At 70.6% G+C, this 19,083-nt stretch carries 15 protein-coding genes and 2 pseudogenes; 10 read left to right on the plus strand and 7 right to left on the minus strand.

Going from position 1 to position 19,083, the window contains the following annotated elements; translation table 11 throughout:
- Positions 1 to 48: 48 nt before the first annotated feature.
- On the minus strand, positions 49 to 1,077 hold the full coding sequence (locus QC283_RS28800; protein ID WP_279564640.1) for a LacI family DNA-binding transcriptional regulator: 1,029 nt from the start codon (positions 1,075 to 1,077) through the stop codon (positions 49 to 51).
- Positions 1,074 to 3,497, minus strand: a complete 2,424-nt coding sequence (locus QC283_RS28805; RefSeq protein ID WP_279564641.1) for a glycoside hydrolase family 2 protein — start codon at positions 3,495 to 3,497, stop codon at positions 1,074 to 1,076. Before QC283_RS28805 ends, QC283_RS28800 begins: the two co-directional genes overlap by 4 nt.
- 269 nt (positions 3,498 to 3,766) lie before the next feature.
- Between QC283_RS28805 and QC283_RS28810 the strand changes: the two genes are divergently transcribed.
- The 3 genes from QC283_RS28810 to QC283_RS28820 all read left to right on the plus strand — a co-directional run bounded on the left by QC283_RS28810 (position 3,767) and on the right by QC283_RS28820 (position 7,012).
- Positions 3,767 to 5,089, plus strand: coding sequence for an ABC transporter substrate-binding protein (locus tag QC283_RS28810; protein ID WP_279564642.1), 1,323 nt, complete (start codon positions 3,767 to 3,769; stop codon positions 5,087 to 5,089).
- Positions 5,090 to 5,177: 88 nt separating this feature from the next.
- Positions 5,178 to 6,152 (plus strand): carbohydrate ABC transporter permease, encoded by a 975-nt coding sequence (locus tag QC283_RS28815; protein ID WP_279564643.1) that lies wholly within the window; start codon positions 5,178 to 5,180, stop codon positions 6,150 to 6,152.
- On the plus strand, positions 6,149 to 7,012 hold the full coding sequence (locus QC283_RS28820) for a carbohydrate ABC transporter permease (RefSeq protein WP_279564644.1): 864 nt from the start codon (positions 6,149 to 6,151) through the stop codon (positions 7,010 to 7,012). The genes QC283_RS28815 and QC283_RS28820 overlap by 4 nt, the downstream gene beginning before the upstream one ends.
- A gap of 124 nt (positions 7,013 to 7,136) precedes the next feature.
- Here QC283_RS28820 and QC283_RS28825 read toward each other — a convergent pair whose 3' ends face one another.
- The 4 genes and pseudogenes from QC283_RS28825 to QC283_RS28840 all read right to left on the minus strand — a co-directional run.
- The gene (locus tag QC283_RS28825; RefSeq protein WP_279564777.1) at positions 7,137 to 7,427 is read right to left on the minus strand and encodes an Atu4866 domain-containing protein; all 291 of its coding nucleotides are present in this window, start codon (positions 7,425 to 7,427) and stop codon (positions 7,137 to 7,139) included.
- A 213-nt stretch (positions 7,428 to 7,640) separates the two neighbouring features.
- Positions 7,641 to 8,312, minus strand: a complete 672-nt coding sequence (locus QC283_RS28830; RefSeq protein WP_279564778.1) for a response regulator transcription factor — start codon at positions 8,310 to 8,312, stop codon at positions 7,641 to 7,643.
- A 107-nt stretch (positions 8,313 to 8,419) separates the two neighbouring features.
- A complete protein-coding gene (locus QC283_RS28835) occupies positions 8,420 to 10,492 on the minus strand; it encodes a sensor histidine kinase (RefSeq protein WP_279564645.1) in 2,073 nt (690 codons plus the stop codon).
- 104 nt (positions 10,493 to 10,596) lie between these two features.
- A pseudogene (locus QC283_RS28840) lies at positions 10,597 to 10,866 on the minus strand (Atu4866 domain-containing protein); the annotation flags it as partial.
- Positions 10,867 to 11,527: 661 nt separating this feature from the next.
- Between QC283_RS28840 and QC283_RS28845 the strand changes: the two are divergent.
- The 3 genes and pseudogenes from QC283_RS28845 to QC283_RS28855 form a co-directional block, all read left to right on the plus strand.
- Positions 11,528 to 12,610 (plus strand): methyltransferase, encoded by a 1,083-nt coding sequence (locus QC283_RS28845; RefSeq protein ID WP_279564646.1) that lies wholly within the window; start codon positions 11,528 to 11,530, stop codon positions 12,608 to 12,610.
- A gap of 237 nt (positions 12,611 to 12,847) precedes the next feature.
- Positions 12,848 to 13,162, plus strand: a complete 315-nt coding sequence (locus tag QC283_RS28850; RefSeq protein WP_279564647.1) for a hypothetical protein — start codon at positions 12,848 to 12,850, stop codon at positions 13,160 to 13,162.
- Between the two features lie 39 nt (positions 13,163 to 13,201).
- Positions 13,202 to 13,354: pseudogene (locus QC283_RS28855) on the plus strand (DUF397 domain-containing protein); the annotation flags it as partial.
- A 128-nt stretch (positions 13,355 to 13,482) separates the two neighbouring features.
- Here QC283_RS28855 and QC283_RS28860 read toward each other — a convergent pair.
- Positions 13,483 to 16,209: a helix-turn-helix transcriptional regulator gene (locus QC283_RS28860; protein WP_279564648.1), complete on the minus strand. Its 2,727-nt coding sequence runs from the start codon at positions 16,207 to 16,209 to the stop codon at positions 13,483 to 13,485.
- A 123-nt stretch (positions 16,210 to 16,332) separates the two neighbouring features.
- Here QC283_RS28860 and QC283_RS28865 point away from each other — a divergent pair, with 123 nt between their 5' ends.
- The 4 genes from QC283_RS28865 (at position 16,333) to QC283_RS28880 (ending at position 19,044) form a co-directional block, all read left to right on the plus strand.
- On the plus strand, positions 16,333 to 16,719 hold the full coding sequence (locus QC283_RS28865) for a nuclear transport factor 2 family protein (protein WP_279564649.1): 387 nt from the start codon (positions 16,333 to 16,335) through the stop codon (positions 16,717 to 16,719).
- Entirely contained in the window at positions 16,716 to 17,369 is a 654-nt protein-coding gene (locus QC283_RS28870) for a CatB-related O-acetyltransferase (RefSeq protein ID WP_279564650.1), read from the plus strand. The genes QC283_RS28865 and QC283_RS28870 overlap by 4 nt, the downstream gene beginning before the upstream one ends.
- Positions 17,366 to 18,256: a Vgb family protein gene (locus QC283_RS28875; protein WP_279564651.1), complete on the plus strand. Its 891-nt coding sequence runs from the start codon at positions 17,366 to 17,368 to the stop codon at positions 18,254 to 18,256. The genes QC283_RS28870 and QC283_RS28875 overlap by 4 nt, the downstream gene beginning before the upstream one ends.
- A 113-nt stretch (positions 18,257 to 18,369) precedes the next feature.
- The gene (locus QC283_RS28880; RefSeq protein ID WP_279564652.1) at positions 18,370 to 19,044 is read left to right on the plus strand and encodes a DUF5701 family protein; all 675 of its coding nucleotides are present in this window, start codon (positions 18,370 to 18,372) and stop codon (positions 19,042 to 19,044) included.
- Positions 19,045 to 19,083: the final 39 nt, after the last annotated feature.

Raw genomic sequence — 19,083 nt, forward strand, 5'->3', positions numbered from 1 at the left:
ATCCTGCCGCGCCCCCCACACGTCCGCGCCCCTCAGCCCTCCGCGTTCCTAGGAACGAGGTGACGCGGTCGAGGCGCGCGGGACGAGGGACGGTGTCGCCACCGGCTGGGAGGCGACCTCCCGGCCACCGAGGACCTCGAACAGCACGCGGGTGACCTGGGCCCCGAAGCCGTGCACGTCGTGGCTCATCGCGGACAGCGTCGGATGGGTCAGTCGGCACAGCTGGGAGTCGTCCCAGGCCAGCAGCGACAGGTCGTCCGGCACCGAGATGCCCATCTCGGCGGCGACGCCGAGTCCGGCGACCGCCATGATGTCGTTGTCGTAGAGGATCGCCGTGGGCCGCTCCCGGGCCAGCAGCAGGGAGCGGGTGGCGCGTGCTCCCTCGTCGCCCGAGAAGCTCGTCTCCGCGTGCGGGCCGCTCTCGAGGCCGAGTTCCCTCATGGTCTGTTCGAAGGCGGTCGTCCTGATGGCGCTGTGTCCCAGGCCGCGGGGGCCGCCCACGTGTGCGATGCGCCGGTGTCCCAACGCCGCCAGATAACGCACCGCCTCGCCGACGGCGGCGGCGTCGTCGGTCCAGACCGAGGGGAAGCCTCCGGTCAGGGACGGGTGTCCGACCGCCACGGCGGGCAGGCCCAGCTTCCGCAGCGGCTCGACACGCGGGTCCTCCCGGTGGAAGTCGACCAGGATCGAGCCGCCGATCTGCCGCTCCCTCCACCAGCGCTCCTGCAGGCCGATCTCCTCCTCCAGCGAGTCGACCAGCCGCAGCAGCAACGAGCAGTCCCGCTCGGCCAGCACGCTCTCGATGCCGGAGATGAACTCCATGTAGAAGGGCTCCAGGCCCAGCAGTCGGGCCGGCCGGCAGATGGCCAGCCCGACGGTGTCGACCGACTGCCGGGACAGGCTGCGGGCCGAGGAGTTCGGCGCCCAGCCCAGTTGCCGCGCCGCCGCGAAGATCCGCTCCCGGGTGGGCTCGGAGACACCCGGCTTGTGGTTGAACGCCAGGGACACGGCACCCTTGGACACGCCCGCGACGGCGGCCACGTCCTTGATGGTGACGCGCTCGGACGGTGCGCTCACGCCGGTTCCACGCAGTACAGCGCGGCGCGCACGGCGTTGGCTCCGGCCTCGGCGGCCCCCGTGACCCGAAGGCGGGCCCGTTCTCCGGGGAGGAGGGTGAGAAGTCCGCTGTCGCAGACCGCGTCCGGGCCGAGCCGGTCGGCCTGCAGGAGAAGGTCGCGTACCAGAGTGTGTGCTGTCACCACGACCTCGACACTACCCGTATCACCCCCGACGGGGGACTCCACGGCCACGTCGTAACGCGGAACCGGATACGCGAAGTCCTTGTCCGGCACGGGAAGGTGCAGCGCGCGCAGGCCGCCGTGGTCGGCGACGAGGAACTCCTTGCCCGACCGCTCGTCCGGTACCAGTTCCTCGGGCACACTCTGCCGGTGCACCGACCGGGGGCCGACGGCCACGTCGAGGACCAGGCTCGCCGCCTCGGTGCCGTCCGCCCGCATCCGGCGCAGTGTGACGGGCGCCTGCCACGGCTCGCCAGCCTGGTTGACGACGGCGAGCACCGGCCCGTCGGTGCCCGGCTGAAGGGTGAGGAGCCGGTCCGCGTAGACGCGGCGCAGCTCGTGGTAGAGGGGCTTGAGCCTTCCGTCGCCGTCGATGGCGGCCCAGGAGCTGACCGGCCAGCAGTCGTTGATCTGCCAGACGACGGTGCCGGCGCACACCGGCCAGTGCGCACGCCAGTGCTCGATACCGGCGGCGATCGCGCGGGCCTGCACGACCTGGGTGAGGTAGTGCCAGCGGTCGAAGTCGTCCTCGGGCAGGACGAAATGCCGTTCCACGCCGCGGTTCAGCTTGCCGTTGCCGTCCTCGGCCTTCTGGTGGTGCAGCATGCCGGGCGAGTCGGGAGCGAGTCGTTCGCCGGGCAGCGCCCGCCGCAGGGTCGCCATGGCGGGCGGTGCCTGCCAGCCGAACTCCGAGACGAAGCGGGGCACCGAGTCGCGGTACTCGGCGTAGTCCCGGCGGTTCCAGACCTCCCACGAGTGGTGGGTGCCGTGGGCGGGGTCGTTGGGGTGGTGGTCCCAGGAGCCGGACCAGGGGCTGCCCGCCGTGTAGGGGCGGGTCGGGTCGAGTTCGGCGACGACGCGTGGCAGCAGGTCCAGGTAGTAGCCGCCGCCCCATGAGTCGCCGGCGAGTCCGGGCTCCCAGTCCCAGTCGCGGAAGCCCCACAGGTTCTCGTTGTTGCCGTTCCACAGGACCAGGCTCGGGTGCGGCATCAGCCGGACAACGTTGTCGCGGGCCTCGGCCTCCACCTCTCCGCGCAGCGGCTGCTCCTCCGGGTAGGCGGCGCAGGCGAAGAGGAAGTCCTGCCAGACCATGAGGCCCAGCTCGTCGCAGGCGTCGTAGAAGGCGTCGTCCTCGTAGATCCCGCCACCCCAGATCCGCACCAGGTCCACGCCCGCCTCGGCCGTCTGACGCAGCCGCGTGCGATACCGCTCGGGTGTGATCCGGGAGGGGAAGACGTCGTCAGGGATCCAGTTCACACCTCGGACGAAGACGCGTACGCCGTTGACGACGAAGGTGAATCCGGTGCCGTGCTCGTCCGCGGAGCGGTCCAGTTCCACGTTCCGGAAACCGATGCGCCGCTGCCAGGAGTCCAGCGGCTCCGTCTCCGGCCCGTCCTCGACCAGCACCACCTCCAGGTCGTAGAGCGGCTGCGCGCCGTAGCCGCGTGGCCACCACAGGGCGACGTCGGGTACGTCGAGTGTCAGCACGGCCCGCGTGCCGTCGACGGCCGCGTGGGCCTCGACACCGGCGACGGTGGCCCGGACGGTGAGAGAACGGTCCGTGCCCGCTTCCGTGCGCTCGACCTCGACGCGCACCTCGACCCGGCCGGTAGCGCCCTCGACCGTCACCAGGGGACGCACCCCGGCCAGTCTCGCCGTCGACCAGCGCTCCAGCCGGACCGGACGCCAGATTCCGGCGGTCACCAGTGTCGGGCCCCAGTCCCAGCCGAAGCTGCTCGCCATCTTGCGGATGTACTGGAAGGGCTCCGGGTAGACGTTGGGGCGTTCACCCGTCAGTGCCCGTACCGACGCGGCCTCGTCGTAGGCGGAGGCGAAGTCCACCTTCAGCAGGCCGTGGTGACCGGTGACGTCGAATCGGTGGTGGCGGTGCATGTTGCGGGTGCGTCCCAGCTCCCGCCCGTCCAGGGTGACGGTCGCGGCCGTGTCGAGTCCGTCGAAGACCAGATCGGTCCGCTCGTGGCCCTCCTCGGCGGTGTCGGTGGCCGCCACGTCCCGGACATAGGTCCAGGCACGCTGTCCGACCCACGCCACCTCCGGCTCGTTGACGCCGAGGAAGGGGTCCGGGATCAGGCCGGCCGTGAGCAGATCGGTGTGGACACAGCCGGGGACCTGGGCGGGCAGCAGGCTCTCGCCGTGGCGCAGGCTCCAGTCCTCGGTGAGCTGGACGACTTCCCTCATGTGCGGCTCCTTTAGGCGGGACGGGCCCCGTTACATGTGCGACGCGGCCTAACCTAACCTCACACAAGTGAACCGGTCTAGCCCACCTCTCTTGACAAGATCCACCGCCACGCCACAGTAAGTACCAGCGGCATCCGGCGCAGCCATTCACCGCGGGTAACGATTAAGTATCGCGGTGCGACGCTTAGCTTTACCGGTTCAAGGACGCCTGACATAGTCGCCGACAACCACCGCAGCCCGAGCCGTAATCCTTGGAAGGAGCTGGGCACATGGGGAAGAGGACGCTGGGCGTCGCTCTGCTGACCACCGCGATGCTGACCGTCGCGGGGTGTGGCGGGGGCGGGAGCCCGAACGCCGACGAGACCGCCGCCGCGCCGGTGAACCCGGAGGGCGTCTCGGGGGACATCACCGTCCTGACCAATCGCACCGACCTGATCCAGGACGGGACGATGAAGAAGTACGCCGCCGAGTTCAACAAGACCTACCCCGAGGTGAAGGTCAAGTTCGAGGGCCTCACCGACTACGAGGGTGAGGTGAAGATCCGTATGAACACGGAGGACTACGGCGACGTCCTGCTCATCCCCGCGGTGATCGCCAAGGGCGACTACCCCAAGTTCTTCGCACCGCTCGGCGACACGTCGACGATGAAGAGCACCTACCGCTTCACCGACAAGACCGACGTCGACGGCAAGACCTACGGGATCGCCACCTTCGGCACCGCCAACGGCTTCGTCTACAACAAGGCGGTGTGGGAGAAGGCCGGCATCACCGAATGGCCGACGACGACCCAGCGGTTCATGGCAGACCTGAAGGCCGTCAAGGAGAAGACGGACGCCACCCCTTACTACACCAACTTCAAGGACGGCTGGCCGCTCAGCAGCCCCTGGACCAACAGCGTCGGGTCGGTCGGCTGCGACACCCGGGCTTCGGACAAGCTGGCCGCGATGGACAAGCCCTGGGAGAAGGGCACGGAGCTGAACGTGCTCGACACCCTGCTCCACGACATCGTGCACGAGAAGCTGTCGGAGAAGGACCCGGCCACCACCAACTGGGAGAGCTCGAAGACCCAGCTGGCCAAGGGTGAGGTGGGCAGCATGATGCTCGGCTCCTGGGCCATCAACCAGTTCCGGGACGCGGCCGAGAAGGCCGGCCAGAACCCCGACGACATCGGCTTCATGCCCGTGCCGGCGCAGACGGGCGGCACGTTCTGCGCGACCCTGGTCTCCGACTACCAGCAGGCCGTCAACATCCACTCCGACCACAAGAGCGCGGCCCGGGCCTGGATCGACTGGTTCACCGAGGAGTCGGGCTACTCGGCCAAGGAGGGCGCCGTCTCCGCCCTGAAGGCCGACGCCATGCCCGCCACCCTCAAGGGCTACGTTGACAACGATGTCAAGATGGTGGAGCGCTCCGAGGCGAAGACCGCCGAGGTCAACGCCATCGACAACGCCTCCGAGATCGGCCTGGCCAAGCCGGACTACCGCCAGAAGCTGATCGACATCGCCCGCGGTGCCGTGGACGGGTCGCTCGACGGCTACTTCGACGAGCTGAACAAGCGCTGGTCCGAGGCCAGGCAGATGGCCGGCTCCTGATCCGGCTTCCAGCCGGGCCCCTCCCCGCCGACGGGAGGGGCCCCCGCCCCAGTGCCCTCAGCGGACGACGAAAGGCCCTGGCCCCGCAATGACCCGCACCGCATCCACCGCATCCCCGCCCGCTCCGGCCGCCGAGCCGGGCCGGACCGGCAAGAGTCACTCCCGGCGCCGCACGCCGGGTGCCGCCTCGTGGCGTGACCGGCCGTCGCGCCGTATCACCCCGTGGCTGTTCCTTCTGGCCCCTCTCGTCCTGCTGGTCACGTTCACCTACGTGCCGGTGGGAAACATGATCTATTACAGCTTCACCGACTGGGACGGCGTCAGCCCCGACCGGAACTTCGTCGGCGGCGAGAACTACACCGAGCTGTTCACCCGGCCCGAACTCTTCAAGGTCTTCGCGGTCAGCCTCTACTACCTGGCGGCGTCCGCCGTACAGATCGTCGTCGCCCTCTACTTCGCGGCGGTCCTCAGCTTCGACCTGCGCTTCAGGAACCTGTTCAAGGGCATCCTGTTCTTCCCCTACCTGATCAACGGGGTCGCGATCGGCTTCGTCTTCCTGTACTTCTTCCAGGACGGTGGCACCCTCGACTCGGTCCTGTCCTGGTTCGGCGCCGACCCCGACCACGCGTGGCTGGGCAGTCCCGAGTCCGCCAACACCTCGCTCGCGGGCGTGTCCGTGTGGCGCTTCACCGGACTGAACTTCGTCCTGTTCCTCGGCGCGATCCAGTCGATCCCCGGCGAGCTCTACGAGGCCGCCGAACTCGACGGCGCGACCCGGTGGCAGCAGTTCCGGCACATCATCGCGCCGAGTATCCGCCCGGTGCTGAGCCTCAGCGTCATCCTGGCGATCTCCGGCTCACTGTCCGTCTTCGAGATCCCGTACATCATGACCGGCGGCGCGACCGAGACCTCGACCTTCGTCATCCAGACGGTGAAGTTCGCCTTCCAGTTCAACAAGACCGGCCTGGCGTCCGCGTGCGCCGTGGTGCTGCTGGTCATCATCCTGCTGATCACCTGGATCCAGCGCCGCATCGTGCCCGACGAGAAGGTGGACCTCGTATGACCATCACCGCCCCCGCCCAGGACCGGCCCCGCCGGCGCCTCCGCGTCGGCACCGCGCTCACCTACCTGTCGCTGATCGTCGCCTCCCTGGTCGTCCTGGTCCCACTCCTCGTGGTCTTCCTGACCTCACTGAAGTCCTACGGCGAGATCTCCGACGGACAGGGCGCCCTGTCCCTGCCGGACGACTGGCTGAACTTCTCCAACTACGCCACCGCGTTCACCGACGGCCACATGCTGACGGCCTTCGGCAACACGGCCTTCATCCTGCTGTTCTCCATCACCGGAACCGTGATCATCGGCTCCATGACGGCGTACGCCATCGACCGCTTCGACTTCCGCTTCAAGAAGCTCGTCATGGCGCTGTTCCTGATCGCCACCCTGGTGCCGGCCGTGACCACCCAGGTCGCCACCTTCCAGGTCGTCAACAGCTTCGGCCTGTTCGACACCCGCTGGGCCCCGATCCTGCTCTACATGGGCACCGACATCGTGTCGATCTACATCTTCCTGCAGTTCATCCGCGGGATCCCCAGGTCCCTCGACGAGGCGGCGCGGCTCGACGGCGCCAACTCCTTCACCATCTACCGGAAGATCATCTTTCCGCTGCTCAAGCCGGCGATCGCCACCGTGGTCATCATCAAGGGCATCACCACGTACAACGACTTCTACATCCCGTTCCTGTACATGCCCTCCGAGGAACTCGGGACCATGTCGACGGCCCTGTTCCGCTTCAAGGGACCGTTCGGCGCGCACTGGGAGAACATCTCCGCCGGAGCCATTCTCGTGATCGTGCCCACTCTGGTGATATTCCTCTTCCTCCAGCGCTACATCTACAACGGGTTCGCGCAGGGGGCCACGAAGTAGCGGGTCCCGGGTGTCCGAGGGGCGGAGGCGTCTTCGCGCCTGCGGGCGGGCCGATTCCGGCCGGCCTGCGCCCCGCCTCTCCGCCGCTCCGCCCTCACGACGGTCACCCGCGGTCGGTTCCTGGTCATGGCCGGGCTCCCCGTCGGGCGCGCGGGGCGTCCTCGCGGTGGAGCACGAGGTGCTCGTGGAAGAGAACGCCGTCGCGGACATCGCCGGTGGCGGTGAAGCCGGTGTCGTCGACGTAGTCGAGGTGGCTGCCGGTGACGGTGTAGCGGCCGGTGTAGGCGCTTCGGCGGTTGCCCCGGGCCTCGTCGTAGCGGCCGTTCGGCAGCAGTTCCTGACGGATGCAGCCGTCCTCGGTCACCCACATCCCGACGTACGGGTGCGGGTCGCCGGGCACGTCGTTGCTGGGCATGTCGTTGCTGGGCACGTCGTTGTCGGTCATGGTTCTACTCTCGGCCCCGCGACGGGACGCGACCAGGCCGCCGTCCCCCCGGGTGCGGGCTTCCCGGGTGCCGCGCACCCACCGTCCGCACGGTCGTGATCACCGTCCCGCCACCCGAGCGGCCGCCGGGACCGATCCTCGGAGGTGGCGGGTCACCGTGCGCCGCACGTGCGGGTGTGCCTCTCAGGCGGTGGGCGTCCCCGACGGGCGGATCAGTCCGCTCTCGTAGGCGAAGATGGTCGCCTGCACGCGGTCCCGTAGAGCCAGTTTGCTGAGCACCGCGCTGACGTGCACCTTCACCGTGCCCACGGCCAGCCTCAGACGCGCTCCGATCTCCGCGTTGCTCAGGCCCGTGGCCACCAGGACCAGGATCTCGCGCTCGCGCTGGGTCAGGCGGTCCACGGCTCCGGCGGCCTCCGCGTGGACCGGGGCCCCTCGGGAGAAGGCCGCTATCAGACGTCGCGTGACCGCGGGGGCGAGGACGCCGTCCCCGGAGGCGACGACCCGTATCGCGGACAGCAGATCGTCCGGCTCGGAATCCTTGAGCAGGAAGCCGGAGGCTCCGGCACGCAACGCGTCGTAGACGTAGGCATCGAGGTCGAACGTGGTGAGCACGAGGACTCTGCTACGACCGCTGTGACGGGTGATCAGCCGGGTGGCCGTCAGGCCGTCCATACCGGGCATCCGGATGTCCATCAGCACCAGGTCGGGGGCGAGTTCGGCCGCCATCGACACGGCCGCGTCCCCGTCCGCGGCCTCGCCGACCACGGTCATGTCGACCTCGGCGTCCAGGATCGCGGCGAAACCCGCTCGGACGATCGCCTGATCGTCCACGACCAGCACACGTATGGTGATGGCGCCTCTCCTTGCCTGGCTCACGCGGGGACCGTCGCCTGCGCCACATCTTCCCACGGAGGGGTTGGGCAGTGGCGTGTCGGCCCTCCCCTTCCAGGTACGGGGGTCTAGGTACGGGGGGCGCCCTGCGCGGCGGTCTCCAGCGGTGCCGTGGGCGCCTTTCCGGCGTCGAGGCTCCCGAGCAGTCGGCGCATGGTGGCCAGCGTCGCCCTCGACGCCGCGGCGACGTCGTCCAGGCTGCCCGCCTCCGCCGAGGCGATCACTCGGGTGGTCTGCTGGAGCACCGTCTCCTGCAGACCGCCGGCTACTCGTCGCCGCTCTTGGTGGATCAGCTCGCCCGCATACGCCGACTGGGCGGTGAGGGCCGCGTCTTCGCGACTCAGCTCACGCCTGCGGCGACCGTGCATCAGTGCCCCCGCCCCCCACGCGGCCGTGAACACCAGACCGAGCGCGACCAACTGCATGACGAAGAGGAAGAACCCGTTGAACAGAAAGAGGAGAAGGGAACCGGTCGACTCGCCGAACAGCGTTCCGTCGACGGCGACAGCGGCCGTCATGGAGACCGCGAAGGAGACGACCGCCGCGGGAACCGACAGATACGACAGCCGGGTCCCGGACGGGTACGTCATCGGTGGCGCCGGAGACCCGGCATACCGGGCGGCGGGCGCGGTCTCGGGTCTCAGGGCACGGCCGTAGGCCGCGACGGCGTAGACGGCGGCCAGTTCGACGACTCCCCCGCCCAGGAGAGAGTCCGCGGTGGACCACGGCAGCACATCGCCGCGAAGCAGCACCGGCCACACGAGGGCGGTGGCCGCGACGGCCCCGAGGACCAGCCAAGGAGCGCGCCGTCGCCACAACAGCGGCAGCGCGTGAACGGCCAGTACCAGCGCGAGCAGCAGGCACACCGGGACTCCGTGACCGGCGTTCCTCGCGTTCGTCAGGGCGAAGGCCCACGACGCCACGGCGGCCGAGCCGAAGACCGCCCCGTCCGCGATCCGCCGCTCGCGGGTGAAGTCGCGTCGCCGCCCCATGACCGGCCGTCGTACGGACGGGGTGTCGGGCAGCAGGGCACGCACGCGCCAGCCTCCGTCGGGACGGGGCTCCGCGGACACCTGTCCTCCGAGGGCGGCGGCGCGCCGGCGCATCCCGGCCACCCCTCGACCGGAGCCGAGGCCCAGCCTGTCGCCGCCGGTGCCGCCGGGCGGCCTGCCGTTGTCGACGGTCAGCCGAAGGGTGTCTCCGGCTCTCTCCGCCCGGACGCTGACCGGGGCGCCCGGTGCGTAGCGCAGGGCATTGGTCAGCGCCTCCCGGACGATGCCGTGGGCCGCCTCCGCCGCGGGGCCGGCGAGGTCGGCGGGCAGGGAGACGGAGATGGGGCGGCCCAGCCTGCCGAAGCCGGCGATCAGGGCCTCGATCGGGGCGGTCATCGACACGGGAGCCGGTGCGTCGCCGATCTGCATGGCCGTCACGAGACGCCGCAGCGCGGACTGGGTGTCGCGAGCGGTGCGGCTCGCGAACTCGAGTGCTTCAGCGGCCAGTTCGGGTCTGCTTCCACCCAGCCGACGGGCAGCCTCGACGGACACCACGACCGAGGTGAGGTGATGCGCGCTGATGTCGTGCAACTCGCCCGCCAGGCGCTCCCGTTCGACACCGGCGGCCTGCTCCCGTTCCCTCTCGGCCCGGGCCAGCCGCTCCTTCGCCGCCTGCCGCTCCCGCAGCCGGTACCGGTGGCCGGCGCCGAGAGCGGCCGCCAGCAGGTAGAGGCCGACGTCGATGATCCAGTCGGAGAAGGAGACACCGCCGAAGCCGTGCCGTACGGCGGTGGGCAGGGGCTGGACGACGGCTGCGACGGCGGTCGCGCCCAGGGCGACGCTCCAGTCGCTCCGGGCGGTGACGGCGAAGAGAGCCACCAGGACCGCCAGTCCAGGTATCAGGACCAGCATGTCGGAGGGTGCCAGGATCTGCCCCAGCACGGACACCAGGAGAATCGCGCCGAGGGCGGCGAGCGGCGTCCGGTCGCGTCGGTCGAGCGCCACGACGGTGACCACCGTGGCGGAGCAGGCGGTGATCCACGCCATGGTGCTCGGCGGCGCCTGAAGTGTCGGGACCGTGAGAAGCAACAGCACCGAGTGCACTACCGCGAACAGAGCCGGCGGCAGCCGGCGTCGGACCATCCTCATTGACGCGAGTGTAGAGACGGTCGCGGTGCCGGTGAGCACCGCCGGCCCGCCCTTGATCCGTGCCGCCGCGGATGTGCTCCGCGTCGGCCCGGAGGTGTTCCCTGTCAGTGTCGTCGCTCCCTGTTCCGCTGGTGGGCGTCGCTGCCCTCGCGGTAGAAGACGTAGCCCCCGTGGTGCAGTACGTCCGTGTCGAACGTCCCGTCCGCGCCGAACCCGGTGTCGTCGACGTACTCGATCCGCGTCCCGGAGACCCGGTAGGAACCCGTGCAGGCGCTCTCCCGGTCGCCACGGGCCTCGTCGTAGCGGCCGTTCGCCGTCAGCTCCTGGCGGATGTGCCCGTCGGCCGTCACCCACATTCCGACGTACGGGTGCGGCGAGACGTCCGCGCCCTCGGCCGGGCGCGGCCGCGTCGTCGGTACGGGCGGGGGTGTCGCGGTGGCCGGAGGCTGCTGCCGACCGCTCTGTGCGGCCTCGCCGGAAGCCGGGGTTCTTCCGTTGTCCGGTGCCGCGGCGCACGCGGTGAGACCTCCCGCGGCGAGGACGGCGGCGCAGGCGAGGGTGGCCATGGTCGCGGAGCGGGCCCTCACGCGGCCCGCCTCGACGAGTCGTCCTGATGTCCGGGGTGGGGGGCGCCGCCAGCGAGCCCCCTGAAACACGTCCCCCCGAAACAGCTAGACCAGCGACATAGGCCGTTCGGTCGATGCCTGTCGGCCGGTTCACGAGGAGGATCTCGGGGAGGCGGGCGCGGGCTCGGCTCGGCCGCAGGGCTCGGAACCGCGTTCCGCGCCCCGGTGGCCGGCCGCCGGACGCGTCAGCCGCCCATCGGCAGAGCACGGAGGTTCCGCGTGGTCCCGCAGCATGGCCGCCGCGAGTGAACCGGCGCCTACGGCAGCCGAGCACAACCCCGCGAGGCCCCGTGCCGCACGCACGGTGCCGTACGCGTGAAACCCGACGCGGAGCAGGCCCCGCCCCGCCGGGGGCGGTCCGGTCGAACGTTCCTGGCTCCGCCCATCTCCGAATCGAAAGACGCAGCACATGACTTTGTTCGAGCATGATTTCGTCGCGGCGGGTTCCGCCGAACCGCCCAGGGACGACACGGGGCGCATGCTCCAGATGATGACCGGGTACTGGGTGACCCAAGTGGTGCGTACCGCAGCCGAGTTGCGCATCGCCGATCACCTGGGTACCGGCGGTGCCACGCCTGCGGAAGTGGCTGCGGCGGAGTCACTGGACCCGGACTCGACCTTCCGGTTCCTGCGGGCGTGCGCTTCCCTGGGGCTCGCCGCGTCGACGGACGGGAAGCGGTTCGTCGGTACGTCCTTGCTGGACACCTTGCGCACCGACGCCCCGGGTTCCCTGCGGGACCTGGCGCTGTGGGGCGGGGCCGGGTCGCACTGGCTGCCCTGGGGACGGCTGTCGGACGCGATCCGCACCGGCACCACCCAGGCGGAGGCCGCTCTCGGCAGCCCGTTCTTCGACTGGCTTGCCACCGTCCCGGCGGAAGCCGGGGTTTTCACCAACGCCATGACGGCCATGACCGAGGGGCTCGCCCACCATCTGGCGGATGTGATCGAGGTCGAGGGCAGCGAAGTCGTCGTGGATGTCGGCGGCGCTGGCGGGAATCTCGTCCAGACGCTCATGCGGCGGCATCCCGGACTGACCGGGCTGGTCCTCGACCTCCCGCACGTGGGTGCCGAGGCAGACGCCTCCGCGGCGAACCTGGGCGTCACGGACCGGTTCACCTTTGTCGGCGGTGACTTCTTCGAGGGGGTGCCGTCCGGGGACGTGCACCTGCTGAAGTTCGTCCTGCACGACTGGGACGACGATGCCTGCGTGCGCATCCTGCGCAACTGCCGGGAAGCGCTCAAGCCGGGTGGGCGCGTGCTGGTGATGGAGCTCATCGTGGACGAGGTGGGCAGACCGGGTCTGGAGCCGCTGATGGACCTCAACATGATGGCGCTGTCGACCGGACGCGAGCGCAGCCTCGACGAATTCGAGAACCTCTTCGAGCGAGCCGGGCTGACGTCGACCAGGACGGTGCCGTCCGCGTCCCTGGTTTCCGTCCTGGAGCTCGTGCCCGTCGAACCCTCGCCGAGGACGCTGAGGCCCGTGCCCTGAGGAATCGACGCTCGTGAAGCGTCGGACCCGTCCGTGCCGGGGTGGACCGGGAGTACGGTGCGGGCCCGGCTGCTTCACGGCACCGGTCCGGGGGGGGGACAGCCCGGCTCGGTCCATCCACGTCGGCCGGCCCGGCCCGGACCTGCGCACCGTACCGACGCTCTATGTCCTGCGGCCTAGGCGGCGTTCCTCCCGGCGGTCGACGCCGCGTCGCGCTGGTGACGAAAGGATCGTCACATGGATCGAATCGATGTCCTCACCGCCCTCATAGCCGCTTTCGCCCTTGCCGTCGTCGTATGGTCCAACCCGCTGCGGAAGCTGCCGTTCTGGCTCTTCGTCCTCCTGTGTGTCGTCTTCCACCCCGCCGGCAAGGAGCTGTTCTCGGCGCTGGAGTCCGTGGCGGGCGCCGGCGGTTCCCTGGCCGAGTGGACCTTCATGTTCAGCGTGAACGTCCTGTTCGCCGCGCTCGTCGCGTCGGCCTACCGGGGATTCAAGTCCTTCCGGGACACACACGCCGATCGGAGCTCGCACCACCAGGAGATCGACGCATGAGCGTCCCCCCTCCACCCACGACGCCCGCGAGCCGGCCGGTTCGAGAGCAGCTACAGCGGAACCGCGGGCGGCGACTGCGTCGAGGTCGCCACCGGCACGGGAGTTGTCCACATCCGGGACTCCAAAGCAACGGCCGGACCCGTCATACGGGTGTCGCGTGCGACATGGGCAGGATTCGTCGGCGACGCCTGACGGTCGCAAGCCCGTGCTCCCGGGGCAGGAGAAGGTCACTCTCCAGGCCGTACTGCTGTGCCCTCCCGACGTTCGGGAGGAGGTAATCCGCGAAATCGGGCCCAACCCGGTCTGGTCACGCAACGGGGTCATGGTGCGGACTCCGTGAGTTCGAGAGCGGCGAGTTCGGTTCGGGCGGTGACGCCGAGTTTGGGGAACGCCTTGTAGAGGTGGTAACCGATGGTGCGCGGGCTGAGGAACAGCTGTGCGGCGATGTCCCGGTTGGACAGACCGCGGGCGGCCAGCCGGATGATCTTCCGTTCTTGCGGGGTGAGCACGGCCAGTGCCCCGCCCCCGGCCTCGGGTTTCGGTACGACTTCCCCGGTCGCGTCGAGCTCGGCTCGGGCGCGCTCCGCCCAGGGTGCGGCGCCGAGCCTCCGGAAGGTCTCCAACGCGTCGCGGAGTTGGCCCCTGGCCTCGGACTTGCGACGCGCGCGGCGCAGCCATTCACCGTAGAGCAGAGCGGTTCGCGCGTGTTCGAACTGCCGGTCGTCGGGGTGCAGCCGCAATGCGGCCCGGTACAGTTCCGCCGCGTCCTCTTCCGACGCGAGCAGCGCGCGGCAGCGTTGGACGTGCGCGTCTATCCACGGCTGCGCGGCATCGTGCGCCCAGGCCGTGAGCCGTGCGAGCGGCTCGTGGGCGTCGGCCGGCCGGCCGAGCCGTACCATCGCCTCGACCAGGTCCGGAATGCTGCGCAGGCCGGGAAGCTGGTGTCTCACCGGCCCGGTGTGAAGGGCGGCCAGGCGGCTGCGGGCGGACTCCCATCGGGCGTGTCCGAGGTCGAGCAGGGCCAGTGCCCAGTGTGCCCAGGACATGCCGGGTGCGACCGCGCCGGGCTCCGGCGCGGCCAGCGCGTCGTCGGCGTAGGTGTGGCAGCGCCGCTCGTCGCCCGCCACCGCGGACAGGTAGGCCAGCACGCCACTGACCTCGGCGGTCCACTGCCAGTGCCCGAACTCCTGCGCGATGTCCAGTGCTTCGGTCGCCTCGTCCCAGGCATCGCTGTGTCGGCCGAGGAACATCGACGCCCGGGCCGCACACGCCAGCACCGGCGGCGTTCGGCCGATCCAGCCGCGGTCGCGGCACTGGGCGAGCAGTTCACCGGCCACCCTGTGTGCCTCGGTGTCGTGGCCGGCGGCCTGAAGGCTGGTGGCGCCGACCAGGATCGTGTCGTGCGGGCCGCCGAATCCGGTTCGTTCGGCGGCCGCGATCCGTCGGGTGAGGATCTCGGGGTCCCGGACCCCCTGTCCGATCGCCGACCGGACCACGCAGGTCAGCAGGCGGGCGACGTGGGCGAGTGGGTCGTCGGGCGGCAACGGCAGGGCGTCCAGCCGGTCCGCGGTGTCCGCGATCTCGTGCTTCCCGAGATACCAGGCGGCGTGCACCGCGTCGAGCAGCATACGGGCGGCCAGTGCCGGGTCGTCGGCCTGGGCGAGCTCGGCTGCCTCGGTCAGCGACTGGCAGGCCGTACGGAGCCGGCCTTGGTGGAACGCCGCGGTGGCACGAACCCGGATGGCTCGGACGGTCAGGTGGGGATCGTCGGTGCCCGCGGCTCCGTGACGGGCGAGCTCCACCATGCGTTCGATGTCGCCTTCCTCCGCGATCGCCTCTGCGGCCAGCACGAGTCGGCGGGCCCGGTGCGTGCCGGACTCGGTCAGCTGTGCGGCCCGTTCGTAGGCCGCCGCGGCGGCGGCATGTCCGCTTCGCTCTGTGGCTCGTCGGGCGGCGCTCTCCAGTTCCGCGGCCACCTGCTCGTCGGGGCCGGTGGCCACCACGGCGTGATGCCAGGCGCGCCGGTCGGCGTCTTCCGGCCGGTCGAGGGCTTCGGCGAGGGCCGTGTGCACCACGAGGCGGAGGCTGACCGGCGCCGCCTGGTAGACGGCTGACCGCACCAGGGGGTGGCGGAAGCGCACGGTGCGGCTGTCCACCCGGAGCAGCCCCGCCGTTTCCGCGGGCACCAGATCGGTGGGGCGGCAGCCGAGAGGGGCGGCCGCGCGCAGGACGACGTCCCGGTCACCGGTGTCCTCGGCGGCCGCGACGAGCAGCAGGTGCCGGCTCGGCTCGGGCAGCCGCCGCACCTGGGCGAGAAACGCCGCCTGCACCGTGTCGGTCATGGGCAGGGCCTGACCGGCGTCGGCCGGCCGGTCGGCGGTGAGGGCGACCGGTAGCTCGAGGAGGGCGAGCGGGTTGCCCTGTGCTTCGGCCAGTACCCGGTACCGGTTGGCCGGGGACAGCGTGGCGGCGTGCTCGGCCAGCAGGCCGGCGGCGGCGGGCGCGTCGAGCCCGGTCAGGGGCATGTGGGCGAGTCCGGGGGCGTCGAAGCCGGTCCGCGCGGCGATGATCAGGGCGATCCCCTCGGCGTCGAGCCTCCGTGCCGCGAACAGCAGGGCCTCGGCCGACGCCCGGTCCAGCCAGTGGGCGTCGTCTACGAGGCACAGGAGGGACCCGTCAGCGGCCAGTTCGGCGAGGAGGGAGAGAACGGCGAGGCCGACGAGCATGCGGTCGCCCGGTTCGGACGGGGCAAGGCCGAAGACCCCGCGTAAGGCACGCGCCTGGGGCGCGGGGAGGGCGTCGGTCCGGTCGAGAGCGGGGCGCAGCAGCAGGTGCAGGCCGGCGAACGGCAGGTGTGCTTCGGATTCGATCGCGGTACTGCGCAGGACCCGCGGCCGGTCGGCCGCGGACGCGGCGTGATCCAGCAGCGCGGTCTTGCCTATGCCCGGATCCCCGGTGATGAGCAGGCAACCGCTGCGACCGGTCGTCCGGCAGTCCGCCAGCAACCGCTCGATGACTGATATCTCGTCACTCCGTCCATGCAACACCTGGTGAGGGTACTTAAGCCGTCCCGGAATCCCGGACCGGATTGCCGGGAAGTGACGGATTCCGCGCCCCCGCCCTCGGCCGTAGCTTGGTGGTCGGAGCACGGCGGCGGAGGGAGATGGACCATGCCCCGCATCGATGAGCTGGCCAGGCGGTACCTGGCGAGCTGGAACGAGCGCGACCCGGCCAGACGCCGGGTGCTCGTCGAGGAGCTCTGGACCGAGGACGCCGGCTACTGCGATCCGATCGTGGCGGCCGAGGGCCGCGAGGCCATCGAGGCCGTGGTGGCCACGGCCCAGCGGCAGTTCCCCGGTCTGGTGTACCGGCCCGCCGGGAACGTCGACGGCCATCACGGTGTGGCGCGCCTGACCTGGGAACTGGCCCCGGTCGGCGGTCCGCCGGTGGTCATCGGGCTTGCCGTCATGGTCTGTGAACGCAGTCGCCTACGCCGCGTCTACGGCTTCCTCGACCCCGTCCCCGTACACATCTCTTCACCAGGAGCCGGAAGTTGACACCTGATCCGACGACCCTTCACCCGCTGCCGGCACATGACCGGGTGGTCTTCCTCAAACCGCTGGTCAGCTCACCGAAGATCGTCGTGGGCGAGTACACCTACTACGACGACCCGGAGGCCGCCACCGAGTTCGAGCATCTCAACGTCCTCTACGCGTACGGGCCGGAACGGCTGGTCATCGGCAGGTACTGCGCCATCGCCGCCGGCACGCGGTTCCTCATGGCCGGGGGCGAGCACCCGACGATGGGCGTGTCCACCTTCCCGTTCACCATGTTCGGCGGCGAGTGGACCGAGCGGACCCTCGACATCGTCACCGGCATGCCCAGCCGCGGGGACACAGTGGTCGGCAACGACGTCTGGTTCGGCCACCGGGCCACCGTCATGCCCGGCGTACGCGTCGGTGACGGCGCCGTCATCGCCGCCGGCGCGGTCGTCACCGCGGACGTACCGCCGTATACGGTCGTCGGCGGCAACCCGGCCCGTCTGATCCGGCAACGATTCGGCGACGCCGACATCGACCGGCTCAGGCAGGCGGCCTGGTGGGACTGGCCGGTGGAACTGGTCACCGAACACGCCCGCACCATCATGGCCGGCACCCCGGCCGACATCGCCCGTATCGCCACCGACCACGGACGGGGCACCGCATGACGGCCGTGTCGATCGAGGAACATCCCGTGGCCGGCGGTGGTCCGTATGCGGTCACCACCGGCCCGGACGGCGCACTGTGGTACACGCTGGTCCACAGCGGCCGGATCGGCCGGCTCGTGCCCGGCGACGAACCGGCCGGCCACCCGCTCGCCCCGGGCTGCGGTCCGACGATCATCACCAACGGGCCGGACGGCGCCTTGTGGTTCACCGAGTATCAGGCACACCGCATCGGTCGTATCACGGTCGACGGTGAGGTCACCGAGTTCCCGTTGCCCACCCCGGACAGCGGGCCGTTCGGCATCGCGGCCGGCCCCGACGGGGCACTCTGGTTCACCGAGACCGCCGCCGACCGCATCGGCCGCATCACCACCGGCGGCGAGATCACCGAGTTCCCGCTTCCGGCCGGCGGCGCGTTCCCGTCCGCGATCACCGCAGGCCCGGACGGCGCGATGTGGTTCACCATGAACCAGGCCAACGCGATCGGCCGGATCGACACCGACGGCACGGTCACCGTCCACCCGCTGCCCACCGCGGCCGCCGCACCGGTCGGTATCACCCTCGGTCCCGACGGCGCCCTCTGGTACGTCGCGATCGCCGCCGGCCACATCGGCCGCATCACCACCGAGGGCGGGATCAGGGAGTTCCCGCTGCCCGACCGTACCGGCCGACCGCACGCCATCACGCCGGGCGCCGACGGCGCCCTGTGGTTCACGGAGTGGGGCGGCAACCGCGTCGGCTCGATCACCGCCGATGGCGTGATCGAGGTGCACGACCTGCCCACGCCCGGATCCGAGCCGCACGGCATCGCCCTCGGCCCCGACGGTGCCCTGTGGACGGCGCTGGAAACCGGTGCCCTCGCCCGCATCACCCGAAGGCCGCTGCCGTAGCCGTAGCCGCTGCCGAGCAGACCTCCTCGCCCGTGACGTACGACCGCGCGATCGTCCCGCGAGGAATAACGAACACCACGTTCCGCTGTGCACCGAACGCCCGAGAGGACTCCATGACACACACCACCGTCGACCCCGGCGCCGAGTTCGACCGGCAGGTCAACAACTTCGTCGAACGGGGCTACCCGTCGATGACCGGCCAGACCCCGGAGGAGTTCACCGCCCTGGTCGCACCGCTACGCGACCTCGCCACCGGCATCGGCATCGGCGTCGGACAGGGCGCATGGGAGCCGGACACCGGACGTGTCCCCTTCCTCCTCGTGGTCACTCGGGACGTCGCCCCGATCGAGCGGACAATGCCGCACACCACTCTCCACGGAAAGACCAAGCCCGGCTTCGTCGACCGCTCCTTCGAGCCCGGCGCACTTGAGCGGTTCGTCGCCGTCAAGGAGACCGGTCTCTCCGACCAGCGCGCCTACCTGCTGCTCGACGTCGAGCGCGGGGAGGAGTTCTGCGGCGTCGTGCCCAACGACGCCATTGACGCCATCACCACCAGGGGGCGGAGCCCGCTCACCATCGAGGAAGGGATCGCGATGATCACCCACTTCCCTGAGATCCTCGTCAAGAACAAGTGCTTCTCGCTCGGCGGTTCCCGCTCCGGCGACCGCCGCGTCCCGGCGGTCTGGATCAGCCGGCACGCCCCCAAGCTCGGCTGGTGCTGGGAAGGCAACCCCCACACATGGCTCGGCATGGCCTCAGCCGGCTCCCGTCGCGCCACCGCGTACTGAGCTCAGGGCCCTTCTTGTGGACTGTCCATCCACCCGTGA

The organism is Streptomyces sp. DH41 (assembly GCF_029813785.1).
Lineage (GTDB): Bacteria > Actinomycetota > Actinomycetes > Streptomycetales > Streptomycetaceae > Streptomyces.

Coding starts and splice junctions, on each gene's coding strand:
- QC283_RS28875 (WP_279564651.1), top strand. CDS start 17,366: ATGACGGCCGTGTCGATCGAGGAACATCCCGTGGCCGGCGGTGGTCCG.
- QC283_RS28880 (WP_279564652.1), top strand. CDS start 18,370: ATGACACACACCACCGTCGACCCCGGCGCCGAGTTCGACCGGCAGGTC.
- QC283_RS28825 (WP_279564777.1), bottom strand. CDS start 7,427: ATGCCCAGCAACGACGTGCCCGGCGACCCGCACCCGTACGTCGGGATG.
- QC283_RS28810 (WP_279564642.1), top strand. CDS start 3,767: ATGGGGAAGAGGACGCTGGGCGTCGCTCTGCTGACCACCGCGATGCTG.
- QC283_RS28850 (WP_279564647.1), top strand. CDS start 12,848: ATGGATCGAATCGATGTCCTCACCGCCCTCATAGCCGCTTTCGCCCTT.
- QC283_RS28845 (WP_279564646.1), top strand. CDS start 11,528: ATGACTTTGTTCGAGCATGATTTCGTCGCGGCGGGTTCCGCCGAACCG.
- QC283_RS28805 (WP_279564641.1), bottom strand. CDS start 3,497: ATGAGGGAAGTCGTCCAGCTCACCGAGGACTGGAGCCTGCGCCACGGC.
- QC283_RS28835 (WP_279564645.1), bottom strand. CDS start 10,492: ATGAGGATGGTCCGACGCCGGCTGCCGCCGGCTCTGTTCGCGGTAGTG.
- QC283_RS28820 (WP_279564644.1), top strand. CDS start 6,149: ATGACCATCACCGCCCCCGCCCAGGACCGGCCCCGCCGGCGCCTCCGC.
- QC283_RS28865 (WP_279564649.1), top strand. CDS start 16,333: ATGCCCCGCATCGATGAGCTGGCCAGGCGGTACCTGGCGAGCTGGAAC.
- QC283_RS28815 (WP_279564643.1), top strand. CDS start 5,178: ATGACCCGCACCGCATCCACCGCATCCCCGCCCGCTCCGGCCGCCGAG.